The organism is Nesterenkonia natronophila (assembly GCF_003595215.1).
In the GTDB taxonomy this organism is placed as follows: domain Bacteria; phylum Actinomycetota; class Actinomycetes; order Actinomycetales; family Micrococcaceae; genus Nesterenkonia; species Nesterenkonia natronophila.
This window is the reverse complement of the sequence record NZ_QYZP01000001.1, coordinates 376,594-399,569: the sequence shown is the minus strand read 5'-3', so window position 1 is coordinate 399,569 and position 22,976 is coordinate 376,594. Positions and strand designations below refer to the sequence as shown.

The 22,976-nt window shown below is 61.8% G+C and carries 24 protein-coding genes; 11 read left to right on the top strand and 13 right to left on the bottom strand.

What is annotated here, in order from left to right; all coding sequences use genetic code 11:
• Nucleotides 1-18: 18 nt before the first annotated feature.
• Together D3250_RS01880 and serS are read right to left on the bottom strand one after the other, a co-directional pair.
• Nucleotides 19-513, bottom strand: coding sequence for a Dps family protein (locus D3250_RS01880; protein WP_119901654.1), 495 nt, complete (start codon nt 511-513; stop codon nt 19-21).
• A 185-nt stretch (nt 514-698) separates the two neighbouring features.
• A complete protein-coding gene (gene serS / locus D3250_RS01875; RefSeq protein WP_119901653.1) occupies nt 699-1,982 on the bottom strand; it encodes a serine--tRNA ligase in 1,284 nt (427 codons plus the stop codon).
• A gap of 95 nt (nt 1,983-2,077) precedes the next feature.
• Here serS and D3250_RS01870 point away from each other — a divergent pair, with 95 nt between their 5' ends.
• Nucleotides 2,078-3,187 carry a diacylglycerol/lipid kinase family protein gene (locus tag D3250_RS01870; RefSeq protein WP_119901652.1) on the top strand — a complete coding sequence of 370 codons (1,110 nt, stop codon included), beginning with the start codon at nt 2,078-2,080 and terminating at the stop codon, nt 3,185-3,187.
• A 28-nt stretch (nt 3,188-3,215) separates the two neighbouring features.
• Here D3250_RS01870 and pheA read toward each other — a convergent pair whose 3' ends face one another.
• Together pheA and D3250_RS01860 are read right to left on the bottom strand one after the other, a co-directional pair.
• Entirely contained in the window at nt 3,216-4,130 is a 915-nt protein-coding gene (gene pheA / locus D3250_RS01865; protein WP_119901651.1) for a prephenate dehydratase, read from the bottom strand.
• A complete protein-coding gene (locus tag D3250_RS01860) occupies nt 4,127-4,456 on the bottom strand; it encodes a rhodanese-like domain-containing protein (RefSeq protein WP_119902243.1) in 330 nt (109 codons plus the stop codon). Before D3250_RS01860 ends, pheA begins: the two co-directional genes overlap by 4 nt.
• A 68-nt stretch (nt 4,457-4,524) precedes the next feature.
• Here D3250_RS01860 and D3250_RS01855 point away from each other — a divergent pair, with 68 nt between their 5' ends.
• A complete protein-coding gene (locus tag D3250_RS01855) occupies nt 4,525-6,045 on the top strand; it encodes an amidase (protein ID WP_225973084.1) in 1,521 nt (506 codons plus the stop codon).
• A 66-nt stretch (nt 6,046-6,111) separates the two neighbouring features.
• Here the strand turns inward: D3250_RS01855 and D3250_RS01850 are convergent, their stop codons facing one another.
• Nucleotides 6,112-6,342, bottom strand: a complete 231-nt coding sequence (locus D3250_RS01850) for a CsbD family protein (RefSeq protein WP_119901650.1) — start codon at nt 6,340-6,342, stop codon at nt 6,112-6,114.
• 212 nt (nt 6,343-6,554) lie between these two features.
• Between D3250_RS01850 and ectA the strand changes: the two genes are divergently transcribed.
• The 7 genes from ectA to asnB all read left to right on the top strand — a co-directional run bounded on the left by ectA (nt 6,555) and on the right by asnB (nt 13,964).
• The gene (gene ectA / locus D3250_RS01845) at nt 6,555-7,079 is read left to right on the top strand and encodes a diaminobutyrate acetyltransferase (RefSeq protein ID WP_119901649.1); all 525 of its coding nucleotides are present in this window, start codon (nt 6,555-6,557) and stop codon (nt 7,077-7,079) included.
• 43 nt (nt 7,080-7,122) lie between these two features.
• Nucleotides 7,123-8,409 carry a diaminobutyrate--2-oxoglutarate transaminase gene (ectB, locus tag D3250_RS01840; protein WP_119901648.1) on the top strand — a complete coding sequence of 429 codons (1,287 nt, stop codon included), beginning with the start codon at nt 7,123-7,125 and terminating at the stop codon, nt 8,407-8,409.
• A gap of 41 nt (nt 8,410-8,450) precedes the next feature.
• Nucleotides 8,451-8,843, top strand: coding sequence for an ectoine synthase (locus D3250_RS01835; protein WP_119901647.1), 393 nt, complete (start codon nt 8,451-8,453; stop codon nt 8,841-8,843).
• 99 nt (nt 8,844-8,942) lie between these two features.
• Nucleotides 8,943-10,337 (top strand): TrkH family potassium uptake protein, encoded by a 1,395-nt coding sequence (locus D3250_RS01830; RefSeq protein ID WP_225973083.1) that lies wholly within the window; start codon nt 8,943-8,945, stop codon nt 10,335-10,337.
• Entirely contained in the window at nt 10,330-10,998 is a 669-nt protein-coding gene (locus D3250_RS01825; protein ID WP_438830122.1) for a potassium channel family protein, read from the top strand. Before D3250_RS01830 ends, D3250_RS01825 begins: the two co-directional genes overlap by 8 nt.
• A 62-nt stretch (nt 10,999-11,060) precedes the next feature.
• Nucleotides 11,061-12,206, top strand: a complete 1,146-nt coding sequence (locus D3250_RS01820; protein ID WP_438830128.1) for an acetoin utilization protein AcuC — start codon at nt 11,061-11,063, stop codon at nt 12,204-12,206.
• A gap of 237 nt (nt 12,207-12,443) precedes the next feature.
• Nucleotides 12,444-13,964 carry an asparagine synthase (glutamine-hydrolyzing) gene (gene asnB / locus D3250_RS01815; protein WP_119901646.1) on the top strand — a complete coding sequence of 507 codons (1,521 nt, stop codon included), beginning with the start codon at nt 12,444-12,446 and terminating at the stop codon, nt 13,962-13,964.
• Between the two features lie 38 nt (nt 13,965-14,002).
• Here asnB and D3250_RS01810 read toward each other — a convergent pair whose 3' ends face one another.
• The 5 genes from D3250_RS01810 to glsA all read right to left on the bottom strand — a co-directional run bounded on the left by D3250_RS01810 (nt 14,003) and on the right by glsA (nt 19,508).
• Complete coding sequence (locus tag D3250_RS01810; RefSeq protein ID WP_119901645.1) at nt 14,003-14,938, bottom strand: ABC transporter substrate-binding protein; 936 nt, start codon at nt 14,936-14,938, stop codon at nt 14,003-14,005.
• Between the two features lie 72 nt (nt 14,939-15,010).
• Nucleotides 15,011-15,793, bottom strand: a complete 783-nt coding sequence (locus D3250_RS01805; protein WP_119901644.1) for an ABC transporter permease — start codon at nt 15,791-15,793, stop codon at nt 15,011-15,013.
• The gene (locus D3250_RS01800) at nt 15,790-16,983 is read right to left on the bottom strand and encodes a betaine/proline/choline family ABC transporter ATP-binding protein (protein WP_119901643.1); all 1,194 of its coding nucleotides are present in this window, start codon (nt 16,981-16,983) and stop codon (nt 15,790-15,792) included. Before D3250_RS01800 ends, D3250_RS01805 begins: the two co-directional genes overlap by 4 nt.
• Nucleotides 16,980-17,624 carry an ABC transporter permease gene (locus D3250_RS01795; protein ID WP_119901642.1) on the bottom strand — a complete coding sequence of 215 codons (645 nt, stop codon included), beginning with the start codon at nt 17,622-17,624 and terminating at the stop codon, nt 16,980-16,982. The genes D3250_RS01800 and D3250_RS01795 overlap by 4 nt, the downstream gene beginning before the upstream one ends.
• A 69-nt stretch (nt 17,625-17,693) precedes the next feature.
• Complete coding sequence (gene glsA, locus D3250_RS01790) at nt 17,694-19,508, bottom strand: glutaminase A (RefSeq protein WP_119901641.1); 1,815 nt, start codon at nt 19,506-19,508, stop codon at nt 17,694-17,696.
• 243 nt (nt 19,509-19,751) lie between these two features.
• Between glsA and D3250_RS01785 the strand changes: the two genes are divergently transcribed.
• On the top strand, nt 19,752-19,850 hold the full coding sequence (locus D3250_RS01785) for a 30S ribosomal protein bS22 (protein WP_081652675.1): 99 nt from the start codon (nt 19,752-19,754) through the stop codon (nt 19,848-19,850).
• 73 nt (nt 19,851-19,923) lie between these two features.
• A complete protein-coding gene (locus D3250_RS01780) occupies nt 19,924-20,190 on the top strand; it encodes a glutaredoxin family protein (RefSeq protein ID WP_119901640.1) in 267 nt (88 codons plus the stop codon).
• 61 nt (nt 20,191-20,251) lie between these two features.
• Here the strand turns inward: D3250_RS01780 and proC are convergent, their stop codons facing one another.
• Genes proC through D3250_RS01765 form a run of 3 tightly spaced genes read right to left on the bottom strand, consistent with a single transcriptional unit; the run spans nt 20,252 to nt 22,959 of the window.
• Entirely contained in the window at nt 20,252-21,088 is an 837-nt protein-coding gene (gene proC / locus D3250_RS01775) for a pyrroline-5-carboxylate reductase (protein WP_119901639.1), read from the bottom strand.
• A gap of 4 nt (nt 21,089-21,092) precedes the next feature.
• Nucleotides 21,093-21,911, bottom strand: a complete 819-nt coding sequence (locus D3250_RS01770) for a sugar phosphate isomerase/epimerase family protein (protein WP_119901638.1) — start codon at nt 21,909-21,911, stop codon at nt 21,093-21,095.
• On the bottom strand, nt 21,898-22,959 hold the full coding sequence (locus tag D3250_RS01765; RefSeq protein ID WP_119901637.1) for a Ppx/GppA phosphatase family protein: 1,062 nt from the start codon (nt 22,957-22,959) through the stop codon (nt 21,898-21,900). The genes D3250_RS01770 and D3250_RS01765 overlap by 14 nt, the downstream gene beginning before the upstream one ends.
• Nucleotides 22,960-22,976: the final 17 nt, after the last annotated feature.

The window sequence follows — 22,976 nt, the reverse complement described above, 5'->3', positions numbered from 1 at the left end:
AGATCTCAGATCAAGCCCCTAGGCGGAGATCTTCTCCACGTGGCTGCGAATGAACCACTGGAAGAGTTCCAGCGCCTTGACCTGACCGATGAGGAGGTCTTCTGTGATGGGATCGGTGTCGCCCACCTTGCTGATCAGCTGGCGGTGATCCTCGATGACACCGGTGTAGACCTTATCCAACTCAGCGAGGTGGTCCTCGACGCTGGCCTTGAAAAGTGGGTAGTCCTGCCACCGACGATCAGCGACTAGGTTTCCGGAGAGCCCTGAGGGTGCGGAGCCGAGGGTGGCAATCCGCTCAGCGACTTCGTCAACGTGTCCCCGGACCTCTTCGGTCTGCGGGTCCAGCATCTCGTGGACACCGATGAAATTGGGGCCCACGACGTTCCAGTGCACGTGCTTCAGCACAAGCTGCAGGTCATTGAGTGCGTGCAGACGGTCCTGCAGAAGGCCCGCGATCTCCTCGCCGTTTTCTTTCCCTAGTCCGGGAACAGTGTAATCAGCAGTCTTGGTCATCTCGACACTCCTTCGATGCGCGAACGGTGCGCCGGCGCTCTGTCGACGTCACATCTAAATCTTAGAAACTCACAAGAAGCGGCGCCAGCAAGATGAGGCTGGCCTTCCCTGGCCGATCTTCGAGTTCTCACACTCTTTGCTATCGAGCGAAGATGAGCATTACCTGACTGCCCACTGGATGAACCCTACTGCGGTTCCAAGACTTCCAGGCCACCCAGATACCGGCGAAGCGCCTCAGGGACATGCACCGAACCATCTGCCTGCTGGTGATTTTCAAGCAGGGCCACGATCCAGCGCGTGGTGGCCAGCGTCCCATTCAAGGTTGCCACAGGCTGAGTAGAGCCCTTGGCTCCATCGGCGCGCACGGTGCGCTCACGAATATTGAGACGCCGAGCCTGGAATGTGGTGGTGTCGGAGGTGGAGGTCAGTTCCCGGTAGGTGTCTTGAGAGGGGACCCACGCCTCGCAGTCAAACTTCCTTGCTGCAGAGAGCCCCAGGTCTCCGGCCGCAGTATCGATCACACGGTAGGGCAGTTCCAATTTGCCCAGCATCTGTTCCTCCCAGGCCAGCAGACGCTCGTGCTCGGCCTTAGAGTCCTCGGCCGTGCAGTAGACGAACATCTCCAGCTTGTTGAACTGGTGGACTCGGATGATCCCGCGGGTGTCCTTACCGTGCGAACCGGCTTCACGCCGGTAACAGCTAGACCACCCCGCGTAACGGAGGGGCCCGGCGGAGAGGTCTAGGATCTCGTCAGCGTGATAGCCGGCCAGGGCAACTTCTGAAGTCCCGACCAAGTACAGGTCGTCCCGCTCCAAGTGATAGACATCATCGTGCGCCTCAAGATACCCGGTGCCATCCATGGTCTCCGGGCGAACCAGAGTGGGCGTGATCATCGGCGTGAACTCGGCCTGCACAGCCTGATCCAGGCCCATCTGCATGATCGCCAGCTCCAGCCGGGCGCCTATCCCCTTGAGGAAGTAGAACCGCGAGCCGGAAACCTTCGCTCCACGCTCCATGTCAACCGCACCCAAGAGCTCCCCAAGGGCCAGGTGGTCCCTCGGTTCAAAGCCCTCAGCGGAGAAGTCCCGCGGTGAGCCCTCAGTACGAAGAGTGACGAAGTCCTCCTCCCCGCCAGCTGGCACTCCTTCATGAATGAGGTTGGGGAATGAGGACTGTATGGTGCGCAGCCGGGCGGCGGCGTCATCGGCCGCGGCTTCAGCCGACTTCACATCAGAAGCGAGCTGCTTGACTTGGGCGAGCAGCTCCTCTTTCTCCTCACCTTGTGCCTTGGCCACCTTCTTCCCCTGCGCCTTCTGCTCAGCACGCAGCGTCTCAAACTGCGTGAGCGCACTGGAGCGAGCCTGAGACGCCTCTAGGAGAGCATCCACTACGGACTCGTCGGCCCTGCGTGCTCGCTGGCTGGCGCGGTACTTTTCGGGTTCGGCGATGAGGTCCTTGATGTCAATCACAGTGGTAAGCCTACTGCGCCTGCAGCGGGAAGATTGCCGAGGCGCCGGGAAGTCACCAGTCTCGAGTCTCGGTGGGGACCGATAGGCTCTATTCCATGGCTGAAGAATACGGGTGGGTAATCGCTGCGGTTGCGGCCGTTGTCACTGTACTGGTGATTGCGATCATCCGGCTGGGTCAGCGAGTGCGCCTGCTGAAGAACCAGGTGACCGAGCTCGAGCAGCGTGCGGAAGTCACCGCGTCCCTGGCTGCGCATCCTAAACGCCCCGAGGACCGCCTGATCGGCGTGGTGGTCAACGTCAGCAAAGACAACGCTGACCACGTGACCAAACTGGTCCACCAAGCGTGCGCCGAGGCGGGTATGCCGGATCCGTTCATCCAGGCGTCCACCGCAGAGGACCCCGGCAGGGTTATGGCTGATCGCGCAGTGGAGATGGGTTGTGATGTGGTGATAGCTGCCGGCGGCGACGGGACCGTCCGAGCCGTGGCGACGGCCCTGACGGGATCTGATGTGGCACTGGGCATCATCCCGCTGGGAACCGGCAATCTGTTTGCTCGGAACATCGGTCTCCCTTATCACGATCTCACCGCCTGCACAGCGGAGGCCATCCACGGCACTCGGCACAAAGTTGATACTCTGCAGCTGGAGCTGAGGCGCCCGGGCGGACGCTCCGAGCACGAGATCAGCCTCGTGATCGCAGGAGGCGGATTGGACGCCGAGGTCATGGAGGACACCCGCGAGGTCCTCAAGGCCCGGGCTGGATGGTTGGCCTACGGCGAGGCAGGCCTCCGACACGTCCTGGGTGCGCGCAAGACTTTGTCCGTAAAACTCGATGACGCCGAGCCGGAGACCTACCGAGTACGTTCCGTGCTGCTGGCCAACTGCGGGACCCTGCAGGCTGGAATCAGGCTCATCCCGGAGGCCATGTTCGACGACGGGCACATGGATGTTGCCCTGTTCACGCCTCGCCACGCGCTGGACTGGGCCAGAGTGATCGCCAAGACTGCCTTCCGTTATTCGGCGGATATTCCAGTGATGAAGGTGCGGCAGGCTCGCACCGGAAGGCTGACCATGGCTGAACCGATGCGCTTCCAGATTGACGGTGACGCGGTCGGGGACGTCATCAGCGTCTCCGCCCGCGTGGCACACGAATCACTAGTGGTTCACGGTGTCTCCCCGGCGGTGCTTGAACACCCGCACCACTGAGAGAACGACTCTCTGAGGCCGCTGTCGGTCAGCCGCGCAGTGACTCAATCCACCGCTGGGCCGACGTGAAGGCAGCCTCGGAGACCTCTGGGCCCACCTGTTGCGACTTATTGTCCGCGCGCGGGTAGGAGCCGAGAAATCTGATCCGGGGGGAGATTCGGTGGATGCCAGCCAGCGCATCGGCAATCCTCGCCTCAGCAATGTGTCCCTCCAGATCCATGGAGAAGAAATAGTCGCCCATGCCGAAGCCGGTGGGCCGTGACTCAATCCGGCAGATGTTCACTCCGTTGGTGGCAAAGTGCTCCAAGATTTCCATCAGCCCTCCGGGGTGATCCTCCGGCAGCGGGATCATCACCGTAGTCTTGTCCGCTCCGGTCATCACCGGCACAGGGCCCGGCTTGGCAGCCATCACAAACCGCGTGACTGCCCCGGGCACGTCTTCAATTTCGCGTGCAAGTACGTGCAGTCCCAGCTGCGCCGCGACCAGAGGAGCGCAGACCGCCGCGTCGGCGATGGCCGGATCGCGGGTGAGCCCGTGCGCTGCGGCGGCGGTTGACGACGCCGGAACAAACTCTGCATGCGGCACCGTGGCTTCAGCCCAGCGGCGCACCTGTGCCCATCCGTGGGAGTGGGTCGCGATGGAGCGCACCTGCTCCATCGGCATAGGATCGGCCGAAGCGAGGACGAACGTGATGGGAACCAGAGTCTCCGCGGTGATGTGGAGATTGTGAGCCACCGAGACAGCATCCAATGTGGCCGTGACCCCGCCCTCGACCGAGTTCTCTATGGGCACCACGGCGACGTCGGCTTCGTCGTCCTGGACCATGGCCAACGCTGAGAGCACGCTGGCAGCCGGAACCCGCTCGGCAGTTTCGGCGCCCGGCATCTGCAGCAGCGCAGCCTCCGTGAAGGTCCCCGCAGGACCCAGATACGAGTACCTCACAGGATTCGAGGCTCTTCGCCCGTGGATGACTCCAGCGGGTGTCCCGCAGTCAGCCAGGCATCATAGCCACCGCCGACCAGAAACACTGAGTAACCTTGGGCCGTGAGCCAGGCCGCGATCTGCACACTCCGGCCTCCGGTGCGGCAGATCACGTAGTAATCTTCATCTGGGTCCAATTCGTGTTCGAACTGTGCGGGAATCTGGTCCACTGGGATGTGCAGAGCACCCGGCACATGCCCGGGCTGGTATTCATATTCTTCGCGAACGTCCAGCACGAGGGCCCCGGAGGGAACCTCTGAGGCAGGAATGGTTTCGAAATCGGCCATGCCACCACAGTAGTCCGAGATTTCACCGGGTGTCTGCGCGGATCCACGAAATTCCATAGGGTGAGGTCATGGAACAAGTGGAGCAGGCGCAGCACACGGCTGATATGCAACGCAGACGCATGGCCGTGCCTCCGCGGGTTCCACAATCGGCCAGCCCCCGTGCAGAGCACACCACTGATCTGTCTAAGGCTGACTTCAGGGTTGCCACCGCGGCACAGTGGCGCCAAGCGGTGGAGACCGGGGAGGTCTCGTGTGTGGAACTGACCACCACTGCGCTCACCGCTGCCGGCACCATGAGCGAGCTGGGCGCGTTCATCCACCTGGACCCGGAGTTCGCACTGACAAGAGCAGAGCAGCAGGACACAACGCTCAACCTCCTGCAAGACCATATGACTGCGCGTGAGCTCCGCCATGCAGCCCCCCTGCTTGGGCTGCCGACGGCGTTCAAGGACCTCGTGCCCGTCGCTGGACTACCACTGACCCTGGGCACTGCCGCCTCTCCGGTGACTGTCCCCTCCCAGGATGCCCCGCTGGCCAGAACGGTTCACCACGCAGGGGCTATAAGCATCGGAAAAACCCAGGTGCCGGAGTTCGGCCTTCCGTGCTACTCAGAGAATCAAGTGGCGGACCCTGCACGAAACCCCCTGGACGTCACACGCACCGCCGGGGGTTCGACGGGTGGTGGCGCGGTCGCTGTGGCTGCGGGAATCCTGCCGGTTGCTCCTGGCAGTGACGGTGGTGGGTCCATCCGCATACCCGCAGCGGCTTGTGGACTCGTGGGACTCAAACCGGGTCGCGGCAGGATTCCAGACGACGATCAGTCCCGCTCCGTCCAGAACCTGGTGACCTCCGGTCCCATTGCCACCATCGCCGAAGACGCCGCACTCCTGTTTGATGTGATGGCGAAGCAGGGGCCGACCGCGCAGTCCATCGTCCAGGAGGCACTTGCCACAGGCCTAGCCCCGCTGCGGATCGGGGTGACGACCGAGTCTCCGTTCTCACCGGACCTCGACATAGTCCTCGCTGAAGACGCTGTGCGGGCCCTAGAGACGGGGATCTCAATGCTGGGAAGGCATGGGCACCAAATACAAGGTACTGAGAACTGCACCGGTCCCGAACGCTTCTGGGCCGAGGACTACCATCAAAACTTCCAGGCGCTGTGGACTGCACGACTGGCGGATCTGAACCTCAGCAGCAAGCAGGAAGAGCACCTCGAACCGTTGACCAGGTACTTCCTGGAGTCCGCCCGTGCCCGCCCACAGGCTGTGACCCGTGCTTCCGTCGCTGCCCTGCAGGAGTTCGCCGACGATGCCCACGACATCTTTGGGCCGTGGGACCTCCTCATGACGCCGATGCTCGCTTCGGCACCCCCGCACCTGGGCTGGTTTTCCTCGATGGCGCCTGAAGACAACTACGTGGAGCAGTGCCGGTTCACTCCCTACAGCTCCGTAGTCAATGTACTGGGCCTCCCAGCAGTCAACGTGCCGGTGCACACCAGCGCTGACGGGATGAGCTGGTCCGTGCAACTTATTGGCAAATATGGCACCGAGGAGCAGTTGCTGGCTCTGGCCGCCACTATGGCCGACTAGAAAGACAACGGTGCCGGGTCCATCTGAATACGGACCCGGCACCGTTGATCGGTGTGGCGGTTTCGCCTACCTTTGGTTCTCTTTGTCGTCGCGGCCGCCTATGGCTCCCTCGGCCTGGCCAGCGGCGCCTTTAGCTGTGTCTTTCACCGACTCAGCAGCGTCCTTGCCCTTGCCCTGGAGCTTCTGGGCCTTGCCTTCGCCCTGCAGTTCGGAATTGCCCGTGACCTTGCCCGCGGCGTCCTTTGCGGAACCGCTGACCTTGTCTTTTGCAGCATCAAATTTATCTCCGGCACCCATGGGTACTTCCTTTCACTCGGGAACGGTACAAGTGCGACCCTACAGCCGCTCCAAGTGCATGTCACCAGGTCAGAACAGACTCACAGTCAATCGTGAGTGATTCTCCGGGTTACACAAAGCTATGCCGACGAGGTCTGTTTCCGCAGGCATGCGTGTACGCGAAAGAGCAACGCCTCCTCACCGCCGCGCGGAACTTGCTAATGTGGAGAGAGATGAATGCCGACGATACCTCTGCCCGCGCAGACGAACTCATAATCCTTCGCGCCCCCACGGTGGCCGACGGTGCGGACCTCTGGCGAATTGCCAAGGGGACTGGCGTGCTGGACACCAACCCCCCGTACGCCTACCTGCTGTGGGCACGTGACTTTGCCTCCTCCAGCGTGATTGCAGACGTGGAAGCTGAACCCGCAGGATTCATCTCCGGTTACCGCAAGCCGTCAGACCCAGAGACCCTGTTCGTCTGGCAGGTAGCGGTGGACTCGGCGTTCCGCGGTCGAGGACTGGCGAAGAAGATGCTCTTTGAGCTGGTCCAACGCACCGGCGCCTCCCGCCTGGAGACGACGATCACCGCGGATAATGAAGCATCAATCGCTTTGTTCACGGCACTGGCACGGGAGCACGGGACGGAAATTGAAAGACGGTCCCTGTTCACCGAGGACCTGTTTCCTGCGGAAGAGGAATCCGGCGAGGCTCACGCGGCAGAGGACCTCTACATCGTAGAACCCCTGAACCGCTGACATCACATCGTTCACCACAAGTAACTGAGGACTGAGAGAGACTATGGCTACTGACATTTTCGAGACCCGCGAATCCCAGGTGCGCAGCTACAGCAAGAACTGGCCGGCCGTCTTCGACAAGGCGGAAGGCTGCTACCAGTTCACCGAGGACGGTTCGCGTTATCTGGACTTCTTCTCCGGAGCCGGCGCACTCAATTACGGACATAACCTCCCCGAGCTGCGGGACCTGGTGGTCGACTACGTGTCCAACTCGGGCGTGACCCACTCGATGGACATGAACACCCCAGCCAAGCGGCGGTTCCTGGAAACATTCGAGCGCGTCATTCTGGAACCTAGGAACCTCGACTACAAGGTGATGTTCCCCGGACCTACCGGCACCAACACGGTAGAGGCCGCACTCAAGCTGGCCCGAAAAGTCACCGGGAGGCAGCACATCCTGTCCTTCACCAATGCGTTCCACGGTATGACCCTCGGCGCACTGTCCGTGACTGGCAATTCAATGAAACGCAAAGGTGCGGGTATCCCCCTCACCAACTCCTCGAAGATCCCGTACGATGACTACTTCGACGGCGACATTCCGGACTTCATCTGGCTGGAAAAGGTTCTGGAGGACTCCGGCTCCGGGGTCGACAAACCGGCAGCGGTCATCGTGGAGACAGTCCAGGGTGAAGGCGGTCTCAACGCAGCTCGTCTGGAGTGGCTGAAAGAATTGGCCAACCTGCTGCGCCGCCACAACATTCTGCTTATTGTCGATGACGTTCAAGCCGGATGCGGCCGGACCGGCACCTTCTTCAGCTTCGAAGAGGCGGGCATCGTCCCGGACATCGTATGTGTCTCAAAGTCCATCTCCGGTTACGGCCTCGCCATGGCTCTGACCCTGTTCAAGCCGGAGCTGGACGTGTGGGAGCCCGGTGAGCACAATGGCACTTTCCGCGGCAACAACTTGGCTTTCGTCACCGCAGCGCGTGCCTTGGAGCTCTTCTGGGCCGATGATTCGTTCCAGAAGGAACTCGCCGGAAAGATAGAAGAGTTGCACACCGGCATGGCCAAGATCGCGGAACACGTCAGAGGCGCGAGCATCCGCGGTCGGGGTTTCCTTTCCGGCATCTGCTTCCCTGAGCCGGATACTGCGGGCAAGGTTGCTGCCGAGGCATACAAGCGCAACATGCTGGTAGAAACCTCCGGCCCCAAGGATGAAGTAGTCAAGCTCATGCCTGCGCTGAACATCAGCTCCGACGACCTACAAAAAGGTCTGCAGATCCTCGAGGAATCAGTCCTGGCCGCCACCGGTCAGCTCGGTGAACCCAGCCGGCTGCGCCCGCCACACTGAGCTCACCACACCCCCACTGTCTTGAACTGAACGGAGAATCCATGTACACACTCCACATCGATGACCTTAACGGGACCGATCGTGATATCCAGACCCCGAATTGGCGTTCGCGCCGCATGGTACTGGGGAAGGAGAAGGTCGGCTTCTCTCTCCACGAAACCACCCTCCACCCCGGAACCGATAACGAGTTCTGGTATGCCAACCACGTGGAGGCTGTCTACTGTGTGGGCGGCAAAGGAACCCTGACAAACCTGGAGACTGGCGAGGAGCACAAGGTCACTGACGGGTTCCTCTACCTCCTCAACGGTCACGAGAAGCACCGGCTGCAGGTGGAGGAAGAGCTGCGTATGGTCTGCGTATTCAATCCACCGGTCACAGGCCGCGAGGTCCACGATGAGGACGGCGTGTACCCCCTCATCGTCGAAGAGGATTAGAACGACTCGGCGGCGGCGCCACGGCCGCTGATCGCTGAAGGTTGAGGCTCGGCTGGAAACAGCCGGGCCTCAACCCGTCTAGAGGCGTACTATGGCCCCGTGTCACAAGGGGACGTCAAGCCGCATTTCGAGCGCTCACTCTGGAAGAGGACCACCGGGAAGCTTGCTAAGCTCTCGCAGTCCTCCCCTCCGCGGACGGCACTTCTGATCTTCGCTGCGGTCATCGCGCTGTTCAGCGCTCTGCTGATGATGCCGTGGGCCACGCCGGGCCGAGGCTCAGCCGCCGTACATGATGCTCTCTTCGTTGCGACGTCCGCGGTCACCGTGACGGGTCTGACGCCGGTCAACACTGCAGATGACTGGACACTCGCCGGGCAGATCGTGATTCTCATCGGCATCCAGGTTGGCGGTCTGGGCATCGTCACCATGGCAGCACTGCTGGCAGTCTCGGTGACTCGCCACCTCGGGCTGCGTACCCGGCTGATCGCCCGGGAGGGGATGTCGACCGGTGGACTCGGGGAAGTGGGCCAGCTGCTCAAGACCGTCATCATCTGCTCCGTGGTGGTGCAGACTGCGTTGGCAGTGATACTGATCCCTCGCCTGATTGCGTTAGAGGGTGATGCCGTGCGCGGAGCCTGGTACGGGCTCTTCTACGCCATCAGTTCGTTCAACAACGCAGGTTTCGTCATCCATGCGGACGGCCTCGGCGGTGTGGACAATGACTCCGTCGTGGTGTGGACCGTCATGCTCGGAGTGTTTCTGGGCAGTTTGGGCTTCCCGGTCCTCTACGTGCTGTGGAGGTACCGGTGGCACATCAAGAGCTGGACCCTCCACACCAAACTCACTATGGAAGTCACCACCATTTTGCTCTTCGTGGGAGCGGCAGCCTACGCATTCTTGGAGTGGAACAACACCGCTACCATCGGCGATATGGGGTGGTTGGAGAAACTTCAGAGTGCCCTCTTCGCGTCCGTCAATATGCGCTCCGGAGGGTTCTCCGTGGTGGAGTCAAACTTGGAGCACTCCGAGACCATGTTGGTGTCCGATGCCCTCATGTTCGCCGGTGGAGGGTCAGCCTCCACCGCAGGTGGCATCAAGGTTACGACGATCGCGGTGATCTTCCTGGCGTTCCTCGCTGAAGCCCGCGGTCATGAAGAAACCACCGCACACGGTCGCACCATTCCCGCACAGGTCGGCCGCGTCGCCGTCTCTGTGGTCGCGATGGGCGCCACCGCTGTCCTGTTCTCCACCCTGGCGCTGATGACGATCAGCGGCGAGGATATGGGACGGCCGCTCTATGAATCCGTGTCCGCCTTCGCCACCGTAGGACTGACCGCCGGGCTCACCGAACAGCTGCCTCCCTCAGGTCTCTACGTTCTGGCGGCACTGATGTTCACCGGACGCGTCGGCATCATTACCTTCGCGGCCGCGCTCACCGTCCGCCAGAAGCGAGTTCGTTACCGTTACCCAGAAGGAAGGCCGATCATTGGCTAGGAATCAACGTATCAACAAGCCGGTGCTCCTCATCGGCATGGGCCGCTTCGGCATTGCCCTAGCCCAGCAATTGGTGGACCAGGATAAGGAAGTCCTGGCTGTGGACCGGCACCGCAGCTTGGTCCAGAAATATGCTGACACCCTTACGCACACCGTGGAGGCCGACGCCACCGACATGGAGGCACTGCGCCAATTGGGAGCTGACGAGTTCGACTCCGCGGTCGTGGGCGTGGGCACCTCGATCGAGTCCAGTGTCCTGATTGCCGCCAACCTGGTGGACCTGGGTGTGAACCAGGTGTGGGCCAAGGCCATCAACCCCACGCACGGGAAGATCCTCACCAGAATCGGCTGTCATCATGTCATCTACCCTGAGCACGATGCCGGAGTCCGGGCCGCCCACCTGGTCAGCGGCCAAATGATGGACTTCATCAAGTTCGACGACGACTTCGCCATCGTGAAGATGCGGCCACCAAAAGCACTGCAGGGCAAGACCATCGATGAGTCTCAGCCACGCAAGCAGCACCAGGTCAACGTGGTGGGCGTGAAGTCGCCGGGGAAGGACTTCGTCTACGCCCAGCCGGACACTGTGGTCTCGCCCGGAGACACGATCGTGGTCAGTGGGGACGTCTCACGGCTCGAATACTTCGCCGACCACGCGTAGGCTACTGAGTTGTGACCCGCACCTCGCCTGCTCCACCGACCACTGTGGTCTGGGACCCCCAACTGCTGAAGCACCGATTCGCAGAGGCCCATCCCATGGATCCGGTGCGGCTTGACCTCACAGAGCGACTCACCCGTGATCTGGGCGTATTCGACGCCACCAATGTCACCCTCTCTGCCCCCGAGATCGCCGCCGAGGACGTCCTCTCCACCATCCATGACCGCGACTACATCTCTGCGGTACAGTCCAGCTCTGAGTCCGGAGGCCCTTCGGCAGAGCACGGGCTCGGCACCGACGATGTTCCCGTGTTCGCAGACATGCACACCAGCGCCGCTCGTATCGCCGGCGGCACCCTTCACCTCGCCCAAGAGATGCTGGCCGGCCGTGCCGTGCACGGGGTAAATTTCGCCGGCGGCATGCACCACGCTTCGCGTGCTCGAGCCAGCGGCTTCTGCGTTTACAACGATGCTGCCCTGGCCATCCAGCACCTGCTCGACAACGGAACCAGGAGGGTGGTCTACATCGATGTGGACGCCCACCACGGGGACGGAACCCAGGGCATCTTCTACAGCGATCCGCGAGTCATGACAATTTCCGTCCACCAGAGCGGAGTGAGCCTCTACCCGGGCACCGGGTTTCCTAACGAGGCAGGTGAGGGTGAGGCGATCGGCACCTCGGTCAATGTCGCTCTGCCTGCCACCACAGGAGACGCCGGGTTCCTCCGCGCGTTCCATGCGGTGGTGCCGGCGCTGGTCAGGGCCTTCGACCCAGAGGTGGTGGTCTCCCAACATGGATGCGACTCCCACATCAATGATCCGTTGACGGACCTCACTATGAGTGTGGACGGTCTACGTCAGCTGGAACTCGATATCAGCCATCTCGCCGAGGAGTTCACCGAAGGCCGCTGGATCGCCACCGGAGGCGGGGGGTACAGCCTCTACCAGGTCGTCCCGCGCGCCTGGGCTCATCTGACTGCCGTGGCTGCAGGGGCTCCAATTCCGTTGAACACGCCCACGCCTGTGAGCTGGAGGGAGTACGTCCACCGCACCTTCGGTGTGACAGCGCCGCAGAAAATGCACGACGACACCCAACTCTGGTGGAGAACCTGGGAACTCGGCTACGACCCCGAGGACTCAGTGGACCGCGCGATTATTCAGACCCGCAAAGAGATTTTCCCTCTGCACGGACTCGACCCCTGGTTCGACTGAGCTCATCCGGGCGGCAGTCGCACGCCCGCTCAACTCTCGCTGAGTGCCGCCCGGGCTCCGTCCTGAGGTCCCGCCGCCTCAGCGCGTCTCTGGATGTGGGAAACTCACCAGATTTTCGATGGAGTTTCCACAATGCCGAGACGCCCTGTTTCTACTGTCGGGAACGTTCTCCGGATAGGCTGGATGGGACGCAGCCCACACAGCCCCGCAGCGGGGAACCTAAGGTTAGGGGAGGACATGTCAGCGATCGTCGCCGCGCACGGACCCATTGATGTTGAACTCGGCCAGCGGATGCTGAAGCGAATGGCACACCGGGGCCCCGACGGATCGCAGACTCATCAGGTCGGTCAGGCGTGGCTGGGTTCACAGTACCTGTCGATCACCGACCCCGACGATGGCGCCCAACCCTTAGGGGAGGCCCAACAGGCGGTGTGGTTGGTGGGGGATGGAAAGATCTACAACTATCGCAGAATCCGCGAGGAGCTCGGCGAAGAGCGATTCCGTACCCGCTCCGACTTGGAAACCGCCTTGCAGCTCTACCAGGAACGCGGTCTCGCGGCCTTCAGCCAGCTGTGGGGAAACTTCGCACTGGTGATCGCCGCTGAAGACGGAAGGTTCGTGGCCGCTCGTGACGCGTTGGGAATCGCCCCGCTGTACTGGGCTGAGCGTGGAGAGACTACCCTCTTCGCCTCTGAATTGAAAGCTTTCGACGAGGATTGGCGACCAGCCGTCGAGCCCTTCCCGCCAGGACATATATGGACCCCGGACGGCGGCTTGGTGACCGGACCCACATTTCCCGTAACCGCCCCGGCACTGCTCAAGAGCCGCGCTCCGTACGAAGAACCTCCCGCCTGGGTCTTCGATGCACTCCGAGAGACGGTCATCCGCTCAGTGGAGCGCAGCATGGATTCAGCCGTTCCCCTCGGGGTGCTCTTATCCGGTGGGGTGGATTCGAGCATCGTCACGGCTATCGCAGCCAAACTTGCTGCTGACCGCGGACAGACGATCCCTACCTTTGCCGTGGGGATGGAAGGCAGCGGCGACCTGGCGGCTGCACGCCTGGTTGCCGAGCATGCCGGCACAGAGCACAAGGAACTCATCTATACGGCTGAGGACGCCATCGAGCTGGTTCCACAGATTATTGCAGAGCTGGAATCATTCGACCCCACCCTTGTCCACAGTGCAGTGCCTCACCATATGGTCAGTGAGTTGGCCGCGGAGCATGTCAAGGTCGTACTGGCTGGCGAAGGCGCTGATGAGCTGTTCGCTGGCTACGCCCACTACGGCCAGCACGAAACCGGTGCCGCGCTCCATGAGGACCTGTTGTCCACCATCGAGGGTATGCATATCGGTGGTCTGCAGCGGGTGGACCGTGTGGCAGGTGCCCATGGACTGGAACCGCGGGTGCCGTTCCTGGACCTGGATGTGGTGGAGCTGGCCCTGGCGCTGCCACCAGAGTGGAAGCTCACCGGGACTGATAGGCCGGCCAAGTGGATGCTCCGCCGAGCATTCGACGGTTGGCTGCCGGATGAGGTGTTGTGGCGGCGAAAGGAACAGTTCGGTGAGGGCACGGGCATGAACGAGGTGCTGCGTGAACACTATGGGCAGACCGTCACAGAGCAGGACCTGCATGCAGAAGCGGCCGCGGTGGACCCGCCGCTGAGGACCAGGGAAGAGTTGGCCTACTATCGGATGTTCACCGATACCCTGCCTGGTCTCAACGTGGGCCGCACCATTGGCCGCTTCGTTCAGGCCTAAGACCCGCTCCTGCGCTCACACCGTCGACTGATTTACTCTCAGTCGATGAAGCCCTGCTCCATCAGCCAGTCCTCGGCGACGTCGCGTGGGTCCTCACCACCAGTGTCGACTCGGCCATTGAGCTCCATGACGACTTCATCAGTCAGCGCTTCACTGACCGGCTGGTGGAGCTCTTCGATCGCGGGGTGCTCATCCAACGTCTCCTGACGCAGAGTTAGTGCGCCTTCGTACGGGACAAAGAAGTCCTGATCGTCGTCAAGGACGATCAGGTCGTTGGCTTCGATCCGCGCGTCAGTGGAGAAGACCTCGCCGAACTCGCAAGAATCACCCACCTGCGGGTAGATCAAGTTGAGGTCCAGCTCCACGGCGTCGAAGTCAACGTCATAGGCTTCTTCCAAACCGGGCAGCCCGTCATCGCGGTTGATGAACTCTGAGGCAGCACATAGGCCATTCTCGTCGGGGTTCTCATTTATGTAGTCCGCCGCTTCGGTCATGGTGCTGAGACCTTGTTCGGAGGCGAAAGACTCAGTGGTGGCGATCCGGTAAGTGTTCTCGAAGTTCGCCGGCTCCAGCCAGGCGATCCCGTTCTCCTCGTCAGCTTCCGCCACTGCCTGATAGAGATCATCCGGCAAGTCCTCAGTAGTGTTGCCGAGAATATCGACCCAACCCGTACCCGTGTAGTCCCAGTAGAGATCGATCTCCTCAGATTCCAACGCCGCCCGGACCGTGGCCGTGCCGGAGATCCCCGTCTGATCCACAGTCTCCGCTCCAGCGTCCTCCAAGAGCAGGGCAGAGATATACCCCAGCACATAAGACTCGGTGAACTCCTTGGAGCCCACGGTGAACGTTTCGCCGGCCAACTCGCCGCCGTTGTCGTCCTCGCCATTGCCGGCATCTCCGCAGGCAGTCAGGGCCAGCAGCATCGCTAGACCACCGCCAGCGACTCCGGGTGCCCAAGTTCTCTTGTTCGTCATATCTCTTTCCTCCTCTGCGGGCCACTGGAAGGGCCCATCGTATGGTCGTACGCTCTAGCACGTCGATGTGCTTCATAGTCCACGTGGACGCAGCAGGTCCTCAATCAGACCGGCAATGTAATCGATGAGCAGCGCCAGAATGGCGGTCAGTGCCGCCCCGACAATCTGCACGACAATTCGGTTGGTCGACAAACCTGCCACGATGATGTCTCCCAGTCCGCCGGCGTTGATATAGGTCACCAACGCCGCCGTTCCCACGTTGATGACCAGGGCAGTGCGGATCCCGGCGAGCATCACTGGGATGGCCAGCGGCAGCTCGATCTTCTGAAGCACGGTTGTCCGTGACATCCCCATGCCGCGTCCAGCCTCCAACACAGCGTCATCGACCTGCTCCAGGCCCACCATGGTATTGAGCAGCACCGGGACAATGGCGTAGAGCACCAATCCCACGATGGCAGCCGCAAAGCCCAGGAAGAGGAAAGCCACGGCTAAGAGAACCAGGATGGCGATTGTGGGAACGGCTTGCAGCACGGTGAGCACGGTGACGATGTACGGGCGGATCCGGCGGGTGAAGGGCCGAGTCAGCAGTATGCCCAACGGAATGGCGATCAGCAGCGTCAGCAGAGTCGACACGGCAGTGAGTTGGATGTGCTCCCACACCGCTCTGGTCAGCCGAGCAGCATTGAGGGAACGCTCCTCGATGGAGTCCAGCTCTTGGAGAGAGACGTAGACGTAGAGCGCCAGCAGCGCGATTCCCAGCACTACCGGCATCACCAAATATTGACTCAGGCCGCGAGAACCAGCCACTCCGGTTTCTTGGTTGGCGGTCTTCAAGTGAGGTGCTTGGGTACTCATGGCTCACCCCCGAGACTGGCGCGCGCTTCGGTCACCGCAGAGGCACGCATCGAACGGATGGAGTCATTGATCTGTTCGATGTCCACCACGCCCTGCAGCTTGCCGGTGTCGTCAACCACCAGCGTCACGGCGTAACGGGCGGCGATGAGTTCATTCAACGCGTCACTGAGGGTGGCCCGCGGTTCGACTATCGCCCGCGGGGTCTGTCCGATCTCCTTCAGCGACGACCCTTCCCCTGCGCGGTTCAGTTCCTCCGGGCTCACCCAACTGTGTGGGCGGCCCGCTTCATCGACCACGATCAGTGCACTTTCAGCAGCGTTCCGCAGAGTCTCCCTGGCCTCCGCGATGCTGGTGCTCACTGAAACCGTCGGCCAGGGTCGCGGGTCGATATCACCGACATAGCTCAGGTTCAGGCGTTTCAGGGATGCGCCGCGGCCAATGAACTCGGCGACAAAATCGTCAGCTGGTGCGGTCAGGATCTGTTCGGGAGTGTCGTATTGAGCGAGTTGGGAGCCTTCCTTGAAGATCGCGATGCGGTCACCCATCTTGATGGCCTCATCAATGTCGTGAGTGACGAAGACAATGGTCTTACGGACTTCGCTCTGCACCCGCAGGAACTCATTCTGCAGACGGTCACGGGTGATCGGGTCGATCGCTCCGAAAGGCTCATCCATCAGCAGCACGGTGGGGTCTCCCCCCAGGGCACGGGCCACACCGATGCGCTGCTGCTGGCCGCCTGAAAGCTGCTTGGGGTAGCGGTGCCGGAAGATCTCCGGATCCATATTGACCATATTGAGCAGCTCGTCGACCCGCGCATCGGTCCGGCTCTTGTCCCAACCCAGGAGTTTCGGAACGGTGGCTACGTTCTCCCCAATCGTCATGTGCGGGAAGAGGCCGGTCTGCTGAATCACATAGCCGATTCGTCGACGCAGCTGATCAGCGTCGGTGCGTGTGACATCCTCGCCGTTGAGGATGATGCGCCCAGAGGTGGGCTCAATGATCCGGTTGATCATCTTCATCGTGGTGGTCTTGCCACACCCGGAGGGGCCCACCAGCACCACGATCTCACCTTCGTTGATGTCCAGATCCAAACCATCGACGGCGTTGCGCTGCTGCCCCGGATAATGCTTGGTGAGCTTCTCGAGCCGGATCATCACCTGGCGGGTCTCGTGTGAGTCTGCGGAGGTCATTGGATTCCTTTGGACGTGGTCAACTTCCGGACGGTGTAGAACAAGATGTCGAACAGCACCGCCAGAATCATTACACCCAGTGCCCCTGCCAGCACCAGGTTGACTGCCACGGGCGTTCCGACTCGGGCCAAGCCGGTGAAGATGAACTCCCCGTAACCGGGGCCGTTGATAATCGCGGCAATGGCGGTGATGCCCAGGAGCACAAGCGTGGTCACCCGGACTCCGGTGATGATGACCGGCCAAGCCAGCGGCAGCTCTATGCGGAGCAGGCGCTGACGGCGGTTGAGCCCCATGCCCTTGGCCGCTTCCAGAACGGCCGGGTCAACTCCGCGGAGTCCCGTGATGGTGTTGCGCACCACCGGCATCAGACCGTATAGGGTCAGCGCCACCACCGTGGGCGGCCAACCCAGCCCCAACGGGCCCAGCAGCAGAATGAAAAGAGCGAAGGAGGGGATCGTGAGAATTGCTCCGGTGATGGCCAGGACCATTCCGCGAGCGCGGGCGCGCTGGTAGGTGGCGACTCCGAGGGTGACACCGATGATGGTGGCCAGCAGCACTGAGAGACCCACGACAGCAGCGTGTTCAAGTCCCAACTCAACCATGTCGGACGAGCGCGTCTCGAGGAACTCAAGAAAACTCAAAGGCCCTGCCTCTCCTCGATTCTCAGTGATCTGCTTGACATCTTCTGAACAGGCTATCTGGTAATAGCGTCAGTAGTAGTCCCGAATCAGCGAGGTGACCTCACGCATGTACTGATCGACCCGTGTGAAGGCCTCGCGCGTCAGAGCGCGCCACATCTCCCCAGCCAGCCTGGGGTCCTCCTTCTCAAGATGGTCAATCGTGGCGGCGCTGAGGACCTTGACTTCCACCGACCCTTGGGCGCGCTGGGTAAGTTCCTGGCGCTGCTCGCGTCCCAGTGCCAACTCACCGAAGGTCATTCCTGCACTGAGGGTACCGAGCCCAACTCGGTTGCCCTCTGCATCCCGTGCGGTGGTGGTGATCCTGCCGGAGACGATGAAGTACACGCCGTCGAACCGTTGGCCGACTCGGCGCACCACCTCTCCGTCCTGGTAATTACGTGATTCCATGAGCCTCTCCAGCTCTTCGGCATCACCAGCAGGCAACGAGGACAGTGCCGGGGCCTCAGAAACGGCAACTCTGCTGGGGGTGGAGAGCTCCGGAGAGTGGCGCTGCAGCAACTGGTCTTCGCAATGGGCAATCGCCGTGCTGCGGGTAACAAAAGTCGAACCTTCAGTCGCTGAGACGGCCGTAGCCAGGCGGTCCTCAGGGTCCACGAAGAGCAGCTGACGGTGGGTGTGGCGCAACTGTTGTTCAAGGTTAGCCAGCATGGTGTGTGACATGCGGCTGACCTCGTCCACTCGGCGAGCGTCCAGCACAACAAATTCAACGTCATCGTTGAGGGTGCTCAGCTCCCGGATCATCGACTCAGTTCCGGCGAACAGGAGGTCACCGGTGAGCTCGATGACGATCCCACGGTCTCCCAGGTCACGCAGAACAGCTGCTGCCTCATCTGTGCGCCGAACAGCTGAAGGCACCTGGGCTATGGAGTGGATGGCGCGGATCGCCGAACGCCCGGCCCGAGCCGAACGAACGAAGTGCATCTCCATGTCAGCGGACATGCGTCGGCAGGCCGCTTCTCCACGCACGCTGGTGCCATGGGCGTCCAGCGGCGGTGAGAACACTGCCAGGCCAGCCTGTCCTGGCAGGACTGCGAGGGTTCCTCCTCCGACTCCTGACTTGGCGGGCATCCCTACGGAGGCCACCCAGTCGCCGGCGTTGTCATACATCCCGGAGGTCATCATGACTGAGAGCACACGTTCCACGGCCTCGACCCCCAGTGCCTCATGTCCGGTGACCGGGTTGGTACCACTGTTGGCCAGGGTGGCCGCCATCAGTGAAAGGTCCCGGCAGGTAATTTGCACAGCACACTGACGCAGATACGTCTCCAGGGCGGTAGTCGGAAGGGACTCAAGCAGGCCAAAGGAGCTCATGAGAAAAGCCAGCGCATGGTTGTGATCGCTGTTGCGCCGTTCAGCGTTATAGACGCCCTTACTACTGGTGAGTTGACGATCGGTGAACCCCGAGTAGAAGTCCACGATCCGGTTGAGGGCGGTTTTTCCGCCAGAACCCTTAATCAGAGAAGCCACTGCCAGAGCCCCGGCGTTGATCATGGCGTTCGCCGGTCGCCCAGTCTTCGGGGCGAGCGAGATCTCAGTGAAGGAATCTCCTGAGGGTTCGACGTCGACTTTGGCATCGACAGCTTCCAGGCCGTGCTCGGTCAGCGCCAGTCCGTAGCTGAAGGGCTTGGACAGCGACTGCATGGAGAACTCTTTGCTGGTGGTGCCGACTTCGTAGACGTAACCGTCAACTGTTGCCAGACAGATGCCGAAATCCTCAGGGTCGACACTCCGTCCCTTCGGCGCCACAGAGTACGGCTGGCCGTCCCGCAGTTCAGAGATTTCTGCATGGACCCGGTGAAGGTATTCCTCGATGGGAGAATCCATTGCTAGTCAGGGGGCAGGTGCCGCTGAGCGATCCTGCTCCCCACCCCCCTTTCAAGCCTTGCGAACGGTTGGCCCAGTCACGGGTCCAAGATGAGCGTCTGGGCATGAGCACGCTGCCTTCGGCTATCGTACGATGCCGCGCGGTTAGCCCTACACCATCAGAGTCGGTAGACTTCCCCAAGACCTTTTTGGCCTACGGGGCAGGTACCTGCTCCAACTACCGATGTAAGGACTGTTCACCCTATGGGCTCAGTGATCAAGAAGCGCCGTAAGCGCATGGCGAAGAAGAAACACCGCAAACGTCTGCGGAAGACACGCCACCAGCGGCGCAACAAGAAGTAGCAGCTTCACGCACGGCCCCGGCTCCGGCCGGGGCTTTCGCGTGTCCGCCCGATCTGTGCACAGGAGTAAGGCTATGCCTGAGTCCCCCGGCGTTTCAGTGGAAGTGCTCACAACCCCTGGGTGCCATCTCTGCGCTGAGGCGCTCCGGGTCACCGGTGAGGTATGCGCAGAGTTCGGCATCACGTATCAGGAGATCAATATTGAGCACGACGACGCCCTGCGCGCCCAGTTCGCCGAGGAGATCCCAGTTCTGCGCATCAATGGGAAGGTCCGGGACTTCTGGAAGATCGACCCAGTGCGGCTGCGTCGGTTGCTTGCCGAAGCCGGTCCCAAAGGCTGAGTGGCCGATTCTGCCGTTATTTCAGTGCCGTCGCGCCGCCTAAAGCGGCAAAATCGGCCAGTCAGCCTTGCAGCTGGGCGGTGATCTCCGCGGCACGCGCGGCGCTGGCCTGGGCCCCGGCGCGGATCGTGGCACCCATTTGGGCGGCGTCGAATGTCTCGATTGCCCGCTGGGTGGTCCCGTTGGGGCTGGTGACGTTGCGCCTCAGCTGGGCGACGTCGTTATCCCCTCGATTCTCAATGAGCATCTTTCCAGCCCCATAAACGGTCTGGGCAGCAAGGTCCGCTGCAAGCTCGGGGTCCAGGCCCATCTCGACACCTGCGGCCGCCATATGCTCGGCTAGGTAGAACGTATAGGCCGGTCCTGATCCTGCCACGCCGGTGAGCGCATCAATCTGCTCCTCCTCCAGCACGTGGACCGACCCTGAGGCTCCGAGCAGCTGAGCTACCGTCTGGGTCTGCTGTGGGCTCACGGCCGAACTCGCCGCGAGTCCGACCACGCCCGCTCCGACCGACATTGGGGTGTTGGGCATCGCGCGGATGACCGGCTGCCTTTCAGCGAGGGCTGACTCCATCATGGCGATAGTGACGGCGGCGGCGACTGAGACCACTACTGTGTGGGGTCGGAGCGCCTCTTTGATCTCCGCGCAAAGGTCCACGACCTGGTGGGGCTTCACCCCCAGGAACACTACGTCCGCCTGGGCTGCTGCGGTGGTGTTGGCGGCGGCGTCGTGCTCCTCGGCGAGGACTGTGACACCGTACTGCTGCGAGCGCTGCTGCGCCGACTCAGCAGACCGCGAGGTGCCGACCACGTCTTCGGCGGACACACCGGAGGCCAACAACCCGGACAAAACGGCCCCGTTCATGGAGCCCAGCCCCAGCATGGCGATCTTGGTCATCGTGTCACTCCTGTCCGAGGTATTTGCGGGCGAAGGCAAGCGATTCCGCAAGCATGCGTTCGCGTTCGCCGACTTCCTTCTTGGCGGCCCTCGTGGAGACCTCCACCGCAACCGCACCGTTGAAGCCGTTGCCGCCAAAGTCAGACTGTGCAACCAACTCCATTGCCTCCACCACCCGCTGGTTGCCGTGGCCGGGCATCAGGTGGTCATCCTTGAACCCGTTGGACCAGCCGTCGGTCAGGTGGAGGTGCCGCAGTCGGGACCCTAGGGCTTTCACTGCCTCATAGGAATCGTCTTCTGCCGTGGCCGCATGTGAGAAATCCCAGGTCACGTGCTTGTAGTCATACGGCACCGGATTCCAGTGCGGGAGGTACATGGTGGCTTCCTGTCCCCCGGCCCGCCAGGGGTACATATTCTCAACCGCAATCATCACCCCAGTGCGCTCTTCGATCTCCGCTATTCCTTCGGCGAACCCAGACGCGTAGGTCCCCTGCCACCGGAACGGGGGATGCGCGACCACGATGTCACAACCGACTTGCCGAGCCAGCTCAGCCGACTTGCGGATCTTGTCCCAGGCCGATCCCCACACCTGCTGGGTCAACAGCAGAGTGGGGGCGTGGATGGCCTTCACCGGCATACCGAACCGCCAGGCCCATTCGTTGAGCAGATCAGCCTGTTGGGTCTCCGCCCGGTGCGTGACCATGATCTCGACGCCGTCGTACCCGAGGTCTTCCGCTATGGAGAACGTCTCGGCGACCCCCATCGGATACATGGAGGACGAGGACAGTGCCACTGGGATCTGAGGGACATCAGGCACGGGCATGCTCCACGGCGATCGCCTTCACGTCCTTATGGGTCGGGCGGCGCAGCTCCCTCGCCAGGTCCACGTGACCCACCGCAGGCGCATGAGAAATCTGCACATTGACCTCCCGCGCCAGAGTGTCCAGTCGGCGCAGAATCAAGCCTTCACGCAGCGCCCACGGGCATATGGTCAGCTCTTCAATTCCGAACGTCTTCATGGCAGTCTCTGCCACCAAAGCACCTGCAAACACCTGGTCCGCTCTCATCTCAGAGACTCCGGGAAGTTTGGCCCGCTCCTGGGAAGACAGCTCTGCCAATTGCTTGACCAGCGGTTTGAGTTGTTTCAACGCCAGGGTGCGCCGCACATAGGGGCCCTCAGCTGAGGGTTCAGCCCCAGTCAGCCGGGCCAGGGAGCGGAATGTCTTGGAGGTGGCTGTCACTTCCAGCTGCTGCTTCAGCTGGGGGAATTCGCGCCGGGCAGCCTCGATCTCCTCCCGCACATATGCTTTCAGCTCTTTGACCTCACCCTTGTCCGGGGCTGAGCCGTGATCCATGGTGCTGGGCAGGAAGTCCCGCGTCAGCCGTCCTGCGCCAAGGGGGACAGAGAGAGCTGTGGAGGGCATCTCATTCTGACCGTAGGCCAGCTCCAGGGAACCACCACCAATGTCGAAGTTCAGGATGTGGCCGGCCGACCATCCGCGCCAACGGCGCACCGCGAAGAATGTCATGGCTGATTCCTGCGAGCCGGTAAGTTCAGTTAGTTCAACATCTGCTGCCGCCTGAACCCGGCTGATCACCTCCGCGCCATTGGGCGCCTCTCGGATGGCTGAAGTGCAGAAGCTGAGCATGTCCTCCGCCCGGTGTCGTGCAGCGAAGCGCACAGCCTCGGAGATGAAACCAATGAGTTCCTGCTGGCCCGCCTCTGTGATAGCACCTGAACTGTCCAGGTGCTTCACTAGTGACAGCGGCCGCTTGTGCGAAGCGAACGCCTCCGGCTTAGCTCCAATGTAGGCGTCCACCAGCAGCAGGTGCACGGTATTGGAGCCGATGTCTAGAACGCCGAGTCGCACGTCGATACCCCCGGAGT